12 protein-coding genes are annotated in these 13,839 nt (G+C 68.8%); 4 read left to right on the forward strand and 8 right to left on the reverse strand.

The window, feature by feature from the left end:
* Window positions 1-5 precede the first annotated feature (5 nt).
* Together AB0E69_RS11900 and AB0E69_RS11905 are read left to right on the forward strand one after the other, a co-directional pair.
* Complete coding sequence (locus AB0E69_RS11900; RefSeq protein WP_360143066.1) at window positions 6-908, forward strand: carbohydrate ABC transporter permease; 903 nt, start codon at window positions 6-8, stop codon at window positions 906-908.
* Window positions 905-2,146: a hypothetical protein gene (locus AB0E69_RS11905; protein ID WP_360143068.1), complete on the forward strand. Its 1,242-nt coding sequence runs from the start codon at window positions 905-907 to the stop codon at window positions 2,144-2,146. The genes AB0E69_RS11900 and AB0E69_RS11905 overlap by 4 nt, the downstream gene beginning before the upstream one ends.
* Before the next feature lie 85 nt (window positions 2,147-2,231).
* Here AB0E69_RS11905 and AB0E69_RS11910 read toward each other — a convergent pair whose 3' ends face one another.
* The 3 genes from AB0E69_RS11910 to AB0E69_RS11920 all read right to left on the reverse strand — a co-directional run bounded on the left by AB0E69_RS11910 (window position 2,232) and on the right by AB0E69_RS11920 (window position 6,358).
* Window positions 2,232-3,524 (reverse strand): DUF222 domain-containing protein, encoded by a 1,293-nt coding sequence (locus AB0E69_RS11910; RefSeq protein WP_360143070.1) that lies wholly within the window; start codon window positions 3,522-3,524, stop codon window positions 2,232-2,234.
* Between the two features lie 63 nt (window positions 3,525-3,587).
* Window positions 3,588-5,651, reverse strand: coding sequence for a YhgE/Pip domain-containing protein (locus AB0E69_RS11915; protein ID WP_360143072.1), 2,064 nt, complete (start codon window positions 5,649-5,651; stop codon window positions 3,588-3,590).
* Window positions 5,648-6,358, reverse strand: a complete 711-nt coding sequence (locus AB0E69_RS11920) for a hypothetical protein (RefSeq protein WP_360143074.1) — start codon at window positions 6,356-6,358, stop codon at window positions 5,648-5,650. Before AB0E69_RS11920 ends, AB0E69_RS11915 begins: the two co-directional genes overlap by 4 nt.
* Before the next feature lie 56 nt (window positions 6,359-6,414).
* On the opposite strand from AB0E69_RS11920, the gene AB0E69_RS11925 reads away from it, so the two are divergent.
* Window positions 6,415-7,020: a TetR/AcrR family transcriptional regulator gene (locus tag AB0E69_RS11925; protein WP_360143076.1), complete on the forward strand. Its 606-nt coding sequence runs from the start codon at window positions 6,415-6,417 to the stop codon at window positions 7,018-7,020.
* Window positions 7,021-7,037: 17 nt separating this feature from the next.
* On the opposite strand, the gene AB0E69_RS11930 is transcribed toward AB0E69_RS11925, so the two are convergent.
* Complete coding sequence (locus AB0E69_RS11930; protein WP_360143078.1) at window positions 7,038-7,910, reverse strand: NAD(P)H-binding protein; 873 nt, start codon at window positions 7,908-7,910, stop codon at window positions 7,038-7,040.
* 80 nt (window positions 7,911-7,990) lie between these two features.
* Between AB0E69_RS11930 and AB0E69_RS11935 the strand changes: the two genes are divergently transcribed.
* Entirely contained in the window at window positions 7,991-8,521 is a 531-nt protein-coding gene (locus tag AB0E69_RS11935) for a helix-turn-helix domain-containing protein (RefSeq protein ID WP_360143080.1), read from the forward strand.
* On the opposite strand, the gene AB0E69_RS11940 is transcribed toward AB0E69_RS11935, so the two are convergent.
* The 4 genes from AB0E69_RS11940 to AB0E69_RS11955 all read right to left on the reverse strand — a co-directional run bounded on the left by AB0E69_RS11940 (window position 8,502) and on the right by AB0E69_RS11955 (window position 13,651).
* Entirely contained in the window at window positions 8,502-10,049 is a 1,548-nt protein-coding gene (locus tag AB0E69_RS11940; protein WP_360143082.1) for a molybdopterin-dependent oxidoreductase, read from the reverse strand. The two genes, AB0E69_RS11935 and AB0E69_RS11940, sit on opposite strands and share 20 nt — an antisense overlap.
* Window positions 10,050-10,138: 89 nt before the next feature.
* Window positions 10,139-10,690, reverse strand: a complete 552-nt coding sequence (locus tag AB0E69_RS11945) for a MarR family transcriptional regulator (RefSeq protein ID WP_360143084.1) — start codon at window positions 10,688-10,690, stop codon at window positions 10,139-10,141.
* Between the two features lie 691 nt (window positions 10,691-11,381).
* Window positions 11,382-12,806 carry a hypothetical protein gene (locus AB0E69_RS11950; RefSeq protein WP_360143086.1) on the reverse strand — a complete coding sequence of 475 codons (1,425 nt, stop codon included), beginning with the start codon at window positions 12,804-12,806 and terminating at the stop codon, window positions 11,382-11,384.
* On the reverse strand, window positions 12,806-13,651 hold the full coding sequence (locus AB0E69_RS11955) for a hypothetical protein (RefSeq protein WP_360143088.1): 846 nt from the start codon (window positions 13,649-13,651) through the stop codon (window positions 12,806-12,808). Before AB0E69_RS11955 ends, AB0E69_RS11950 begins: the two co-directional genes overlap by 1 nt.
* Window positions 13,652-13,839: the final 188 nt, after the last annotated feature.

Below are 13,839 nucleotides of genomic sequence, written 5' to 3' on the forward strand. Positions count from 1 at the left end.
GAGGCATGGTGGCAGTCATTTCTCCAGCGCGGCCGGCTGCGGCTCCCGCCGTACCGCCTGATCCGCCGGGGCGCTCCGCGGCCGGCGCGCGGGTGCTCGGCGGGGTGTCGCAGGGGTTCCTGCTGGTGTGGGGCGCGATGGTGGTGTTCCCGTTGCTGTGGGCGCTGCTCAGCTCGTTCAAGTCCGACGAGGACATCTTCACCAGCCCGTGGAGCCTGCCGTCGCGATGGCGGTGGGACAACTTCTCCCGGGCGTGGAACGAGTCGCACATCGGGACGTACTTCTTCAACAGCGTGATCGTGGTCTGCAGCGGCGTCGTCCTGACGCTGCTGCTGTCGTCGGCGGTGGCCTACGTGCTGGCGCGGTTCGACTTCCCGGGGGCGCGGGCGTTGTACTACGTCTTCGTGGCCGGGATGGTGTTTCCGGGGTTCCTGGCGCTGGTGCCGCTGTTCTTCGTGGTGCAGAACCTCGGGCTGACGAATTCGTACCTCGGGCTGATCCTGGTGTACGCCGCGCACGGGATGTCGTTCTCGGTGTTCTTCCTGACGGCCTTCTTCAGGACGCAGTCGCAGGAGCTGGCGGAGGCGGCGCTCGTCGACGGGTGCTCGCACTGGGGCGTGCTGTTCCGGATCATGCTCCCGCTGGCGCGGCCGGGGCTGGTGAGTATCGGGATCTTCCAGTTCCTGGGCATGTGGAACGAATACCTGCTTCCCTTGGTACTGAACACCGACGAGAAGCGGTACCTGGTCACCCAAGGCTTGGCCAACATCGCGGTCACGCAGGGGTACCACAGCGACTTCTCGGGGCTGTTCGCGGGATTGACCATCTCGATAATTCCGGTGCTGGCCGTTTATCTTGGCTTCCACCGTCAGATCAGTGCCGGTATGACCGCTGGAGCCCTGAAGTGAGCGAACTCCTCCTGGCCGCGACGTCTCTGGACGTCACCCCGCCGCCCGGCCACCGGCTCGATGGGTACGCCGCGCGCACCGGCGTCTCGACCGGTACGGCGGACCCGCTGCGGGCGACGCTGATCTGGCTGTCGACCGTCGACGACCCAGGTGTGTTGTGGCTCACGCTCGATGCGATCGCTGTCGGTACGGCGCTCACGTCCGAGCTGGCCGCGGCCGCCGGAGCTGCCGCCGGGATCCCGCCGTCGCACGTGGTGGTGTCGGCGTCGCACACGCACTCGGGGCCGTCGGGGTGGACCGGCCAGATCCACCCGGTCATTCCGGCCGATCGGGAGCCGTCATTGGTGTCCGGATTGGTGAGTGCGGTGCGCGGAGCGCTGCTCGAGCGGCGGCCGGCCGTCGCGTCGTGGCGGTCGATCGAGGTGGTCGGAGTCGGCACGAACCGGCACAGCCGCAGCGGACCGCACGACAACACCGCCGGGATCCTGGCGCTGCACTCCCTCTCCGGCTCGCTGGAGGCGGTGCTGCTGGACTTCGCCTGCCACCCGACGACGTACGGGCCGGAGAACCTGCGGTACTCCGCCGACTGGCCCGGCGCCACGCGTGCTGCCTTGGCCCCCGCTGTCGTCGGCTTCTTGCAGGGTGCGGCCGGCGACGTCAGCCCCCGCTTCACCCGCCAGGGCCGGGGTGCGGCGGAGGTCGCTCGCTTGGGCGGTCTGCTCGCCGCGCGGGTCCGGGAGGCGCTGGCCGGTCCCGGGCTCACGCTTCCGCAGTCCGCGCCGGCGATCCGCCGTACCACCCTCGACCTCCCGGTCCGCACGATCCCCACGGCCGACGAGGCCGAGAAGGTGGTGGTCGCCGCCGAAAGCCGAGTCAACGGCACCGACGACCCCTCCGGCCGCATCTCCCAAACCCGCCTCGACGGAGCCCGAGGCCAAGCCCTCATGGCCGCCGCCAACCTCCCCCCGGTGCTGGAGCTCCCCATCAGCGTCATCACCCTGGGCGACGTCTGCTGGATCAACCTCCCCGTAGAACTCTTCGCCGCCCACGGAGCCACCCTCCAGGCCCACTCCCACCACCCCATCACCCGAGCCATCGGCTACACCGACGGCTACTACGGCTACGTAGTAGACCCATCCGCCGCCACCACCGGCACCTACGAAGCCCTCATCACCTACTTCGACCAACCCACCACCACCCACCTCCTAACCCAAACCACCACCTTCGCCAACACCTAACAACCCCACGCGACCACGCGCACTGCACGCCGCCCGCCTGCTCCTATCCACCCGGCTGCCCCGGCCCAAGCCTCGGCCAGGGGATTCAGCTGGCTGCGTAGGTTGGGTGGTGGTGGGGTGTGGTTGCACGTGGCTGAGTGGCCCAGGGGATGAGGTTGGGTGGGGGGAGGTGTCTTCGAGGTCTTGAGGGTGGGTCGGACCAGGTGGGGCGGGATACCTGGACGACTCCGTTGGTGAGGGTGATGGTCCATTCGCCGGTGTGGGTGGCTAGGTGGTGGCGGCGGCAGAGGAGGGCCAGGTTGTTGACGGAGGTCTCGCCGCCGTCGATCCAGGAGGTCAGGTGGTGGGCGTCGCAGTTGAGCGGTGGGGCGCCGCAGATGACGCAGCCGCGGTCGCGGGCGTTGAGGGCGCGGCGCATCGCCCGCGTGACCAGGCGCTCGGAACGGCCTACGTCCAAGGGTTCGGAGTTGCTGCCGAGCACCAGAGGTAGCACCTTCGCGTCACAGGCGAGGCGTCGTACGGTCGCCGCGGAGAGACTGTCGCCGTACACCACGTCCCCGAGCGAGTCCGCCGCGGCAGCCTTCAGATCCTCGAGGTCAATGGTGACCGTGATGTTCGCCTTCGCGCCAAACCCAGGGACCTCGCTGGAGTCACCCGCATCCAACGCCCCGGCAGCAACAGTCAGCGCCGCCGTCAGCGCGTCGGCCTGCCGCTTCTCGCGGGAGCGAGGATCGAGCTCTCCATCGCCGGTCTTGTGCGGACGGGCGCCGGCGTGGATCAAGCTGCGGAGCAACTCCGCGTTCTCATTGGCGAGGTACCCGCGGAACTTGACCCCCCGATCCGCGACCGACAGGACGAGGCTCTCGCGCGCATACGCCTTCTGTTCTTCGGGTTCCGGCCCGTCGGGATCCAGCAGGTCGCGGACCCGTTGCCCAGCCCGTCGAAGCTCGGACGGCGACAGGTGCCGAGCGAGCGTGACCAACTCGCGCTCCGCAACCACCACATCGTCAACAGGAACCGAGGCCGGCACCTTCTCCAACGCAGACACGATCGCCTCAGCCTGCGCGGGCCGCAGCACCACCTCGTCCGCAACATCTACAGCAGGCAAGGCGCTCGCAACAGCGTCGTACTTCGGCAACGCCCGCGCCAACTGCACGTCCCGACGAGCCCGCGAACGATCCAACCGGTACCGGTACTCCAGCAACTGCGCCGTGTCGTACGCACCGATCTCACGCGCGTGACCGATGACGTCGAGCCGCGCGATCACCTGCAAGCGGTACGTCTCCGCCTGGGCGATCGCAACGTCCAGCTGGTCGAGAGTGGAGAGCAACTCGCCTCCACTCATCGACCACGGCGCCCGCTCACCCAACTGCTTCATGCCCCAACTCTAGGCACCCCCACCGACACTTTCCAAACCCAGAATGCCTTGTTTTCAAGGGAATCAGAGGACAAGCTCCGGCTGCAGCTTCTTTGCCGGCCAGAGGCGTTGGTTGCGGGCTGCGAGGGTCGAGGCGGCGAGCGCCGCGGCGAACCAGGCGAGTAGGGCGAGGAGGTCCTGGCCCAGGGAGCTGCCGGGGCCGCCGTACATGAGGTGGCGGACGCCGTCGATGGCGTAGCTCATGGGGAGCGCGTGGTGGAAGAAGTAGAGCGGGTGGGGGATGGTCTGCCAGGGGAAGGTGCCGCCGGCGCTGACCAGCTGGACGACCATCAGCACCAGGCCGAGGAACTTGCCTACGGCACCGAACCACGCCGACAACGCATGCAGGATGGCGACGAAGGTGAAGGACGTGAGGATCAGGAAGCCGACTGTCAGCCACGGGTGAGCGGCGTGGATACCTAGGCCAAGCGAGACAGCGGTGAAGACCAGCGTCGCCTGGATCGCGCCGAAGAGGGCAGGTGGGAGCCAACCGCCCAGTGCCACCCGGAACGGCGACTGGAGGGCAGCGAGCGCGCGGGGCGACAGCGGACGGACCAGCAGGAACAGGACGTACGCCCCGATCCAGCAGGCCAAGCTGAGGAAGAAGGGGGCCAGGCCCGCGCCGTAGCTGTCGGCTGTGGCTTGCGAAACGTTCTGCAGGGTGACAGGTGCGCCCAGCGTCTCGGCGACCGCCTTGCGCTGGTTAGCGGACGGGTTGGGGATCTGCTTGACACCGTTGGCCAGTCCGGTGTTCAACTGGGTCGCACCGGTCTTCAGCTTGCCTACGCCGGTGGCCAGGCTGTTCACACCGGTCAGCAACTGACCCTGCCCAACGACAGCCTGCTTCTCGCCGGCCGCCAGCTTCTGAGCCCCGGTCTGCAAGCTGCCAAGGCCAGTCTCCAGCTGCGACGCCCCACCACTCAGCTGGTGTGCACCGCGGGACGCATCCCCGATGCCGGACGTCAACGCAGGCGTCGCCTTGGCGAGCGCCGCAGCGCCGTTCGACACCTTACGAGCCCCGGTAGCGAGCTGGTTGAGCTGCTTGGAGGTCGACTGAATCTTCGTGTTCGCGCGTACGACGGGGGCGCGCAACTGCGCCGTCTCCGCCAGGACCTGGTTGATCTGGTGCTGGCTGAACCCACGCGCCTTCAGCCGTGCGGCCAAACCCTTGTCAAAGGTGCTGAGGTCCTTCACCAGCGTCGACGATGCGGTAGCAACCTGCCGGCCGACGCCAGCGACCCTCTCATTGCCGTCAGCAACCTGATCGGCCCCGGCGGCCAGCGACTTGGTCTGCTTGGGCAGCGCGGCTGTCTTCCGCTTCAATGTCCCTAGACCGCTGTCCAGCTGAGCCGCGCCGTTGGCCAGCGATGCCGCACCCGTCGAAGCTTCACCAGCACCGTCTGCCAGCTGAGTAGCGCCAGCCGACAGCTCCTTCTGCGCTGTGTTCAGCTGCCCAGCGCCAGTCTGTAGCTTGTCAACCCCGGCGGCCGCCGATGTCAGCCCACTCTGCAACTGCGCCGCCCCGGCGGCCGCCGAACTGACCTGCGTGTGGATCGTGTTGAACCCGGCCAGCAGCTTGCTCGCCGCCGTCTCGCTCACCTGCGACGCCACAGTCTTGGTCACCTGCGCCACGACCTGGTTCGCGATCGTGTGCGCGATGTAGTTGTTCGCGTCGTTGGTCAGCAGCTCCAGCTGCGCCTGCCGCGGCGTGAACTCCGCACTCGACGCCAGGTCCGCCGAGAACGACTTCGGCAGCACCAGCGCGAACTCGTACTTCCCGTCCGACACCCCCGACGTCGCGTCGGCCCGGTCGACCTGGTGCCAGTCGAAGCTCTTCGACTTCACCAGCTCGTCCGCGACCTGCGGTCCGACGTTCAGCTTCTCCCCGGTCGCGAGCGTCGTACCCGCGTCCTCGACGACGACCGCGGTGGGGATCTTGTCCAGCCGGCCGTACGGGTCGTGGTTCGCGTAGAGGTACAGGCCGCCGTACAGCACCGGCACCAGCAGCAGTGCGACCACGGCCAGCTTGGGCAGCCGCCCAGCCGTCAGTCGCCGCAACTCACTCAGGGCCATCCGCAGCGCGGTCACGCCTCTTCCTCCTCGACATCAGCTTCCACGTCTTCAACAGCCTCTAGTGGTGCGACCGGAGCGATCGCAGCTACCTGCACGGGGTCGGGCTGGTCGGTCGAGCCCATCTGTGCCGCCTTCACGTCCAGCAACCGTGCCGAGGCGTCGGCGCACGTGATGATCACGCCGTACCCACGGCCCGCCAGCTCCCGCCCCAGCGCGAACCACGCATGCGGATCGCCACCATGCCGGTCCGGCATCGTCAGAATGACCACCTGTACGTCGGGCCGCGCCACGGTCAGCTCAGCGAGCAGTCTGGTCCGTACGTCGACCGGCAGGTGCTCGAACCGCTTGCCGGCGTGCTCAGCGACGCCCTGCTCGTCCAGCCACGCCAGAACGGCCTTCCGCCCCGCCTTGCGGCCTGCGATCGCCAGCTCCTCGCCGACCACGGTCTGGACGGGCAGTGCGTCGTCCGGCTCCGTGATCCCGGGTGCGTCGACCGCGGCGACCCGTCGACGGAGCAGAGCGAGGTCAGGGTTGCCGTCCAGCCGAACCATGCCGGTGTCGGGCTTCAGCCGACCGGACAGCCCCAGCGCAGCCGCGACGTGCCCCGGACCCGGGTACCCCGTCAGCAGCACGACCTGGTGATCCGCGACCTGCACCGACGTGGCGTCCAGCATCGACGCGTGCGGACCGTGCACGCTGATCGCGGTGGCCTGGAGCTCCATCTGAGATCCCCGTTCAATACGGTTGTGTATTCAATACAGAACTGTATCCTATGGAGATGGAAACGCCCAAGCGCCGCCGCTCCAACACCCGGGCCCGACTGCTCGAGGGAGCCCTCGAGGTCTTCGCCGAGCGCGGGTTCCACGGCGCGTCGGTGGAGGACATCTGCGAGCGCGCCGGGTTCACCCGCGGCGCCTTCTACTCGAACTTCGCGTCCAAGGACGAGCTGGTCCTGGCCCTCTTCCAGGCCACGACAGACCGCCTGCTCGAGCAGATCGAGAGCCTGCTGCCCGACCTGGCCAACCAGCCCGGGACGCTCCTGGACGCCGTCCTGGGCCTGCTGGACGACACTGCGCCGGACCAGCGGCAGTGGCACCTGATCTCGACCGAGTTCACCCTGCACGCACTGCGCGACCCGGAGGCGGCGCGGGCGCTCAACCAGCAGCGGGCGATGTTTCGCGAGAGCCTGACCCGCCTGGTCGAGCGCATCTGCGCGACCAGCAACTTGACCCTCACCGTCCCCGCCGAGCAGTTCGTCCGCATGGTCATCGCCCTCCACGAGGGCGCTCGCTCCCAGAGCCTCCTCGAGCCCCGCAAGGTCCCGGCCGGCGAGCTCGAACACACCTTCCTACCCATGGTCCTGTCCGCCATCACCAAGCCCTGAAGAGGTACGGCGCTGGGTTAGCTGGGGAAGCGGCTGACTCGTTGGTGTACGGCGTCGATGCCGGGTGTCGCCGGACGTCCCAGCAGTTCGGCCAGGGTGCTGGTCGGCGTACTGGCCCACGGGCCGCGGAAGTCGGCGTACAGCGCAGCCAATTGACGTGCGACCGGGTCGGGCAACTGGAAGGTCCCGCTGACATAGGCAATGAACTCGTCGTCCGTGACCGCACGGAACGATACTCCGGCCAACGCTGCCAACTCGTCCCAGCCGATCGCGTCCGGCCCGCTCAACTCGAGCACCTCCGCCGCGAAGTCCGGCTGCACAAGCACAGCCGCAGACGCCTCGGCAAGCTCCCTCAACGCCGCCGGAGTCACCACCGCGCCAGCAGCTGGGGCAACCAGCTCACCTGATTTCCGCCCCCACACCACATCCCGCGCGAGCGCATCAGCCAGCCCAACACTCATCCGCAGATTCGTCCACTGAGGCCCCGACTCCCGCACGGCCTCCTCGAGCGCCGCGTAGTCCTGCACGGTCGGCATCGCCGCTGGCTGCGGCCAGCTGGTCAACACAATTCGCCCCACGCCGGCCTCCACCGCAGCACCGATCGCCGCCCGCACCAGCGGCTCCCGCCGCGATGGATCCGCCCCGAAGAACGTCGCATTGACAAGAACGCTGTCCACACCCTCGAGCGACCGGGCCAACGTCTCCGGATCCGCAAAATCACCAGGCCGATACTCCACCCCCGCCACACCGCCGCCTTCGTCCTGCCCACCACGTCGCGGTTCGCCGGGTGCGCGCACGGTCGCAACGACCGGCTCGTCCGTCAGCGTCTTCAAGTGGGTGAGTACGGCCGCGCCGAACTCGCCGTGGCCTCCGGTTACTGCGAGCACCATCTCGATCTCCTAAACTAAACGGGGTCATCGCCCCGCTAAATATACGGGGCGCTCGCCCCGGTTAGCTAGGAGGAGTTTGCGTGAGCCCACGTGCCGACGCTGTCCGCAATCGCGCGCGGATCCTGAGCGCTGCGCGGGCGGCGTTCGCTCAGGACGGCGTCGACGTACCGCTCGACACGATCGCCGAGCGCGCCGGCGTCGGTGCGGGGACCGTGCACCGGCACTTCCCCACCAAGGAAGCGCTGGTCAGTGCGGTGATCGCCGACCGGCTCGACGAACTGGCCGACCGCGCGGCCGAGGCCGACGACTTCTTCGCCTACCTCGCCGAGCTCGTCGACTCGGGCCGCGACAACCTCGTCCTGTCCGCCGCCCTCGACGGCACGCTGGGCACCGATGGCGCCGAGTCTGCCGCCCGGTTGTCCCGTGCGTTCGAGGTGCTGCTCGCCGACGCGCAGCGTGCGGGACTGGTACGGCGAGACGTCACGGCGGCCGAAGTACACGCGATCCTGGCCGGCGTACTCGCAACCGAGAGCCGTCTCCCACCGGATCGTCGCGGCCTCGGCCTGGAGGTGGCGATCGCCGGGCTCCGGGTCAGCCGACCTTCACGCTGATGGTGTGCAGGCCGGTTGCGCCGTCGGGCGCAGGTGGAGCCGAGGACTCGATCTGAGGCTTGCCCTGGCCGTCGAACGCCCGTACCTGCAGCAGATGCTGACCGCGGGGCGCATCCCATGTCCAGTGCCACTGCCGCCAGGTGTCGATCGACGGATCGGTGGCCAGCGTGGCTTGTTGCCAAGGGCCACCGTCGACGCGGACCTCGACCCTGGACACGCCGACGTGCTGGTCCCAGGCCACTCCGGCAACCGTCACCGGGCCCGGCTCGACCTTCTTCCCGAGCGGGGTGTCGATCCGTGACGACAGCTTGATCGGTCCGAGCGCCGACCAGCCGCGGGGCGTCCAGTACGCCTGGAACTGGTCGAACCGCGTCACCTCGATGTCCACCAGCCACTTCGTCGCGGACACGTACCCGTAGAGCCCCGGTACGACGATCCGCACTGGGAACCCGTGCTCGACCGGCAACGGCTGCCCGTTCATCGCGAACGCAAGCATCGCCTGCCGGTCGTCGAGCAGCGTCGGCAACGGCGTACCGGCGGTGAACCCGTCCTTCGACGTCGACTGGATCGCATCCGCGTTCTTCGCCGGTCCCGCTTCCTCGAGCAGGTCCTTCAGCAGTACGCCGCTCCACAACGCGTTGCCGATCAGGTCGCCGCCGACCTCGTTGCTGACACACGTCAACGTGACCCACTTGTGGATCACGGGGCGCTTCAGCAGGTCGTCGTACGTCAGCGTCAGCTCGCGGTCGACCATGCCGTGGATCCGCAGCTTCCAGTCCGCCGGCACGATCTGCGGGACCGACAGGGCCGTGTCGATCCGGTAGAAGTCGTCGTTCGGGGTCGCCCACGGTACGGCGCCGTCCGCCTGTACGCCGGGCGGCGGGTCGAGGCTCGACGGCTGCGGCAGGTTGAGGGTCTTCCGGGCGTCGGCGACGGCCGCGCGGTTGCCGCTGACGACGCGCCCGAGCAGGCCGGCCGCGACCGAGCCGAGGGCGACCCCGGCCCCCAGTTGCAGGAAGCCGCGGCGGCTGGTGCCGTCGTCGGGGAAGTCGATCAGCGGTTCGAGCCGCCGGCTGAACAGCCGCAGGATCCCGAGCGCGGTGAGACCGGCGAGCAGCGACGGCAGGATCCCCGTCTGTCCGGCGTCCGCGCGGGTGAAGGCGGCGATCACGGCGGCCACCGTCAGTACGACGGTGATCAGCGCGCCGGCCCAGTACCGGCGTACGGCGAGCACACCGCCGAGTGCGGCGAGGGCGCTGACGACGATCAGGATGCCGATGCGGAGCGCGTCCTTGTCGTGGGTGCCGAACCAGGAGATCGCGAGGTCCTTCAGCCACGGTGGGACGCGGTCGATGAACGCCGATCCGATCGCGACGACCGGCGTCAGCGGCGTACCGAGGATGCCGGCCGCGACGCTGCCGACCGCCAAACCGGCGAGTGCCGACAGGACGCCACCGAGGGCGCCTCGCCAACGGGTGACGTTAGGGCGAGCCGCCGTGTCCGATCGGCCCGATCGGTTCTGCTTCACTGCTCAACCATTACGCGGCGGGGCGCCCAACACCAGTCGGGCGCCCCATCCGTTAGTCGCGGGTAATGCTTATCCAGTTGTCGGGGAGTTCAGATGCGGTCAGGGGTGATCGGTCCGAGCCCGGGCCGGCCGTTCGGCCAGCGACGGGCGTTGTCCCGGACCCGGCGGAGCTTGCCGAGTACGACGTCGCGTTCGTCGGCCAACTGGGACATCCAGAGGCTGTCGATCTCGAGGAGGTGATCCGGCAGTGCGTCGCGCAGCCGCCGCTTCCCCTCCTCGGTCAGGACGGCGAACGAGCCGCGGGCATCGTCGGGGCATGGCTCCCGCCGGACCAGGCCGAGGTTCTCGGCGCGGTCGACCAGCCGGGTGATGCCGCCGGTGGTGACGGTCAACTCCCGGGCAAGGGAGGTGAGACGCTGTTTCTCCCCGTGGCTGCGGGCAAGCCGCAGCAACAGTTCGAACATTGCCATTTGCAGTCCACTGCGCTTCAGGGAATGGCGCATCAGGTGATCCAGCTCAGCTGCGGCTTCTCGCAGCAGACCGTAGGCCGTCAGCACGTCGCTTTCCCAAGGTTCGGCGGCGCGAGTGGGTTCTGCATCGGCGAGCGCTAGGGGCGAGCAAAGCGAAGGCGCGATGGTCATGCGCGGACTCTATTAGCTGACTAGGTCACTTCGCTACACGGGGTGACCTTTCGGCTACACATCGACCCACAACCGCAAACTTCCCGAGCCCCAACCTACGCCCCAAACCCCCTACAATCCCAACCGGTCTAGAACACTCCCCCCGCCTAACCCCCACCGCCAAACTGCCCCGAGACTAGCCAGGAGTTCTAGGAACCTAAGCCCGCACGGCCGGCTCGGGACTTCGGGCGAGTCGACGAGCCCACGGACCCAGAACCCGAGCACCGGGTCCGGGCACTGGGTCCGGCGCCGGTATCGGCACCGGCTCCGCAAGCTCCTAAGAGCAGTTCTAGGAAGCTGAGCCCCGGGACCGGAGGTCAGCAAGGGGACGGGTCGACGGGCCAAAGCCCGAGCCCGAGTACCTGGCTCCGAGCACGCCGACGTCGAGCACCCCGATCCCGAGCACCCCGATCCCGAGCACCCCGACCCCGAGGACCCCCGGGCCCGAGGATGCCAGCCCGAGACCCCCGGTTCCGGGCACCCCAGGGTCCGCAGCGTTCGGCTTCGCGCAACCTGTGGTCCGCGGCGTCCGGTTCCGAGCGCTGGTTTGAGCATCTGGGTCCGAGTACCAGGTCGGGCTTGTGGGTGGGGGATCTCGTGGTTCGGAGGACAGGGGGTGCGCTCGGGGTCGGAGTTTCGCGGAACTGGGTGTCTACGGGGCGGCGCCTGTTGGGCTGGGGGTTGCGAAGGTGGGGGTTGAGGGGTTGGAGCCTGATGGGCCCTCGGGTGGTGGGTCGGAGCTTGCGGTGGAGAAGGGCGGGCTTGCGCCCGAGTGGGTGGGGCGGCTGGTGCCGGAGGGGGATGGGCGGCGGGCGGTCATGGGGCCGGTGGCTGAGGGTGGGGTGATTGAGCCGCCGGCGCTTTCGCCGGATGAGTGTGAGACTGCGCCGGCGAGGGCGCCGGCGGTCTTGCGGGCGGCGGCTAGGCCGACGCCGGCAGTTCCTGCGGCGGCACCTAGTGCCGATCCGACGGCCCGGGCGCCGGACGCGCCACCGCCGCCACCCGCACCGGCCCCAGCGCCGCCACCTGCCCCGCCGCCACCAGCCCCGGCGTCACCTCCGCCACCGGCCCCGGCTCCGCCTCCGGCACCACCTGCCCGGGCGCCGCCGAGGCGGGTGGAGAAGGAGCGGCCTACGTTGATTGCGCCGGAGGCTGCTCCGCCTGGGTCTACGGACGAGCTGCCCATTCCTGCGCTCCCGCCCGCGACGGCTGCCGTGACTGGGACCATGAAGCGCAGTAGGGCAGGCAGGGCGAGGATTGCCATCAGGAGCATCATCATCCCGGTCATCGCCTGCACGATCGCGTCGCCGCCGCCCAGCAGGTCCGTCTGCGTCAGCTTGATGGCTGTGGCGTACACGAGCGCCGCCGCCGGCTTGTACGCGATGAACGCCAGCGACCACCCGCAGAACTTCCGGAACCACGTCTGCCCGAGCTCCGTGTTGGTCGCCGCAGCCGCGAGCGGGAACGCGCCGGACAGCAGCACGAGCATCACCGTCCGCACCAGCATCAGGACCATCTGCACAAGTCCGGAGATCATCACCAGCAGCGACATCGACATCGCCAGCAGCACCGGCACCGTGCTCGAGACGAGCTGCTTCGCCTTCCCGTCGGCATCTACCGGTCCGCCGAACGCATTCGCCAGCGAGACATTCGAACGGGTCTCGCCCATGAGCCAGGTCGCGAACCCGTCGGACCAGTCGATCAAGACCTGCATGGTCGCCGTACCCGCCGCGGCAACCACGACGAAGATCAGGACAGCCTTCAGCAGCTCCTGCAACGGGCGTGCCCGCTGCTCCCAGGCGATCCGCATGCCGGCCACGATGATCGCCAGCGTGAACACCGCGATCGTGACACTGAGCAGCCTGTCCTGCACGAAACCGACCGCCGTGGTGGTCGTCCAGGTATCACCGTGCTCCGTCGCGACCGGCGCCGACTTCGGGTACAGCCAGAAGGTGGCCGAGTCGAGAGTATGCAGAGCCGCCTGACTGGCCTGGTCGTTCAGCTGATCCATGACGTTCGTCCCGGCGGCGACGAAGCCGGCTTTGATCTGACAGGCGAGCTCGAGATTTCCGCACATCAGACACCACTCCACGGGACGAAGTCGGACAGGTCCTTGTGCTGGGAGAACGGCGCGCCCACTGCCTCGCCGCGGGCAGGTGGTTGGAGGCGCCAATCATCGTCGTGCCAGACGAGCGTCAGGGTGAGGCTCATGTACGCCGTCTCGACCGGTACGGCGAGCATCACCGTGACGCGATCCGGTCCCGCGTCGACCACGCGGTACCCGCCCGGCTGAGGGGCGGCGTACCCGCTGTTGGACGGATCCTCCTGCACCTCGCGGATCAGAGCCTCGGTGTCCGGGCCGGGCAGCATCAGCTTGCGCGCTGTGGCGACCTGCTTGTCGGCGTCCGCAAGCGCGGCGAGGGCGCTGTAGGCGGCGTACACGGCACCGGTCGGCGAGTGCGCGAAGCATCTTCGGAAGCCGTCTGAGTCGGTCCTGGTCGGCCCGTACGTCGCCGATCGCGGTACGACGACCCGCCGGCTGACGTCCCACCCGTCCACCACCGGCGCCTTCGTCGGCACCGCCTGGTCCCCACCGGGGAGGCCGCAACCGGCGCCGCCTCCCGGCCGCCGAGAGCCCGTTGAGCCCGTTGAGCCAGTCGGGCCAGTGGGGTTCACCGGCGTCGCGGGGCTCCCAGTCTCAGCCGCCGTACCCGTACCCACCGCCGCGCCACCCGCCGCACCCCCGCCGGCCGCCGTGCCTGCGTCAACCCCGGTCTGCGCCTGAGCAGCAGCCCCGCCCGCCGACGTCAGGTTGCTGATGAGCAGCACCGCGCCGCACAGGAGGACCGCGCCGACCACGATGCAGGCCGCGATGAAGCCCGGGCCGTACGGTGACTGCGCTTCGTTCGTGTTCTTGCTCATCCGGCTCCCCGATCGCTCGACAACCTCACGACCTAAGGCTGCCAAGAATCGGAGAACCGCCGCGGAAGTTATCCACAGGCCCGTACTACGGCTGCTTCCGCGACGGACTGTCCCCAGAGTTGTCCACAGCTGTGTACTTTGATGCTGTCAGCAACAATCCGTTCCCTGTTAACCTGCTGGTCACTTGA

The sequence above is a fragment of the Kribbella sp. NPDC026611 genome (genome assembly GCF_040638345.1).
Classification (GTDB): Bacteria; Actinomycetota; Actinomycetes; order Propionibacteriales; family Kribbellaceae; genus Kribbella.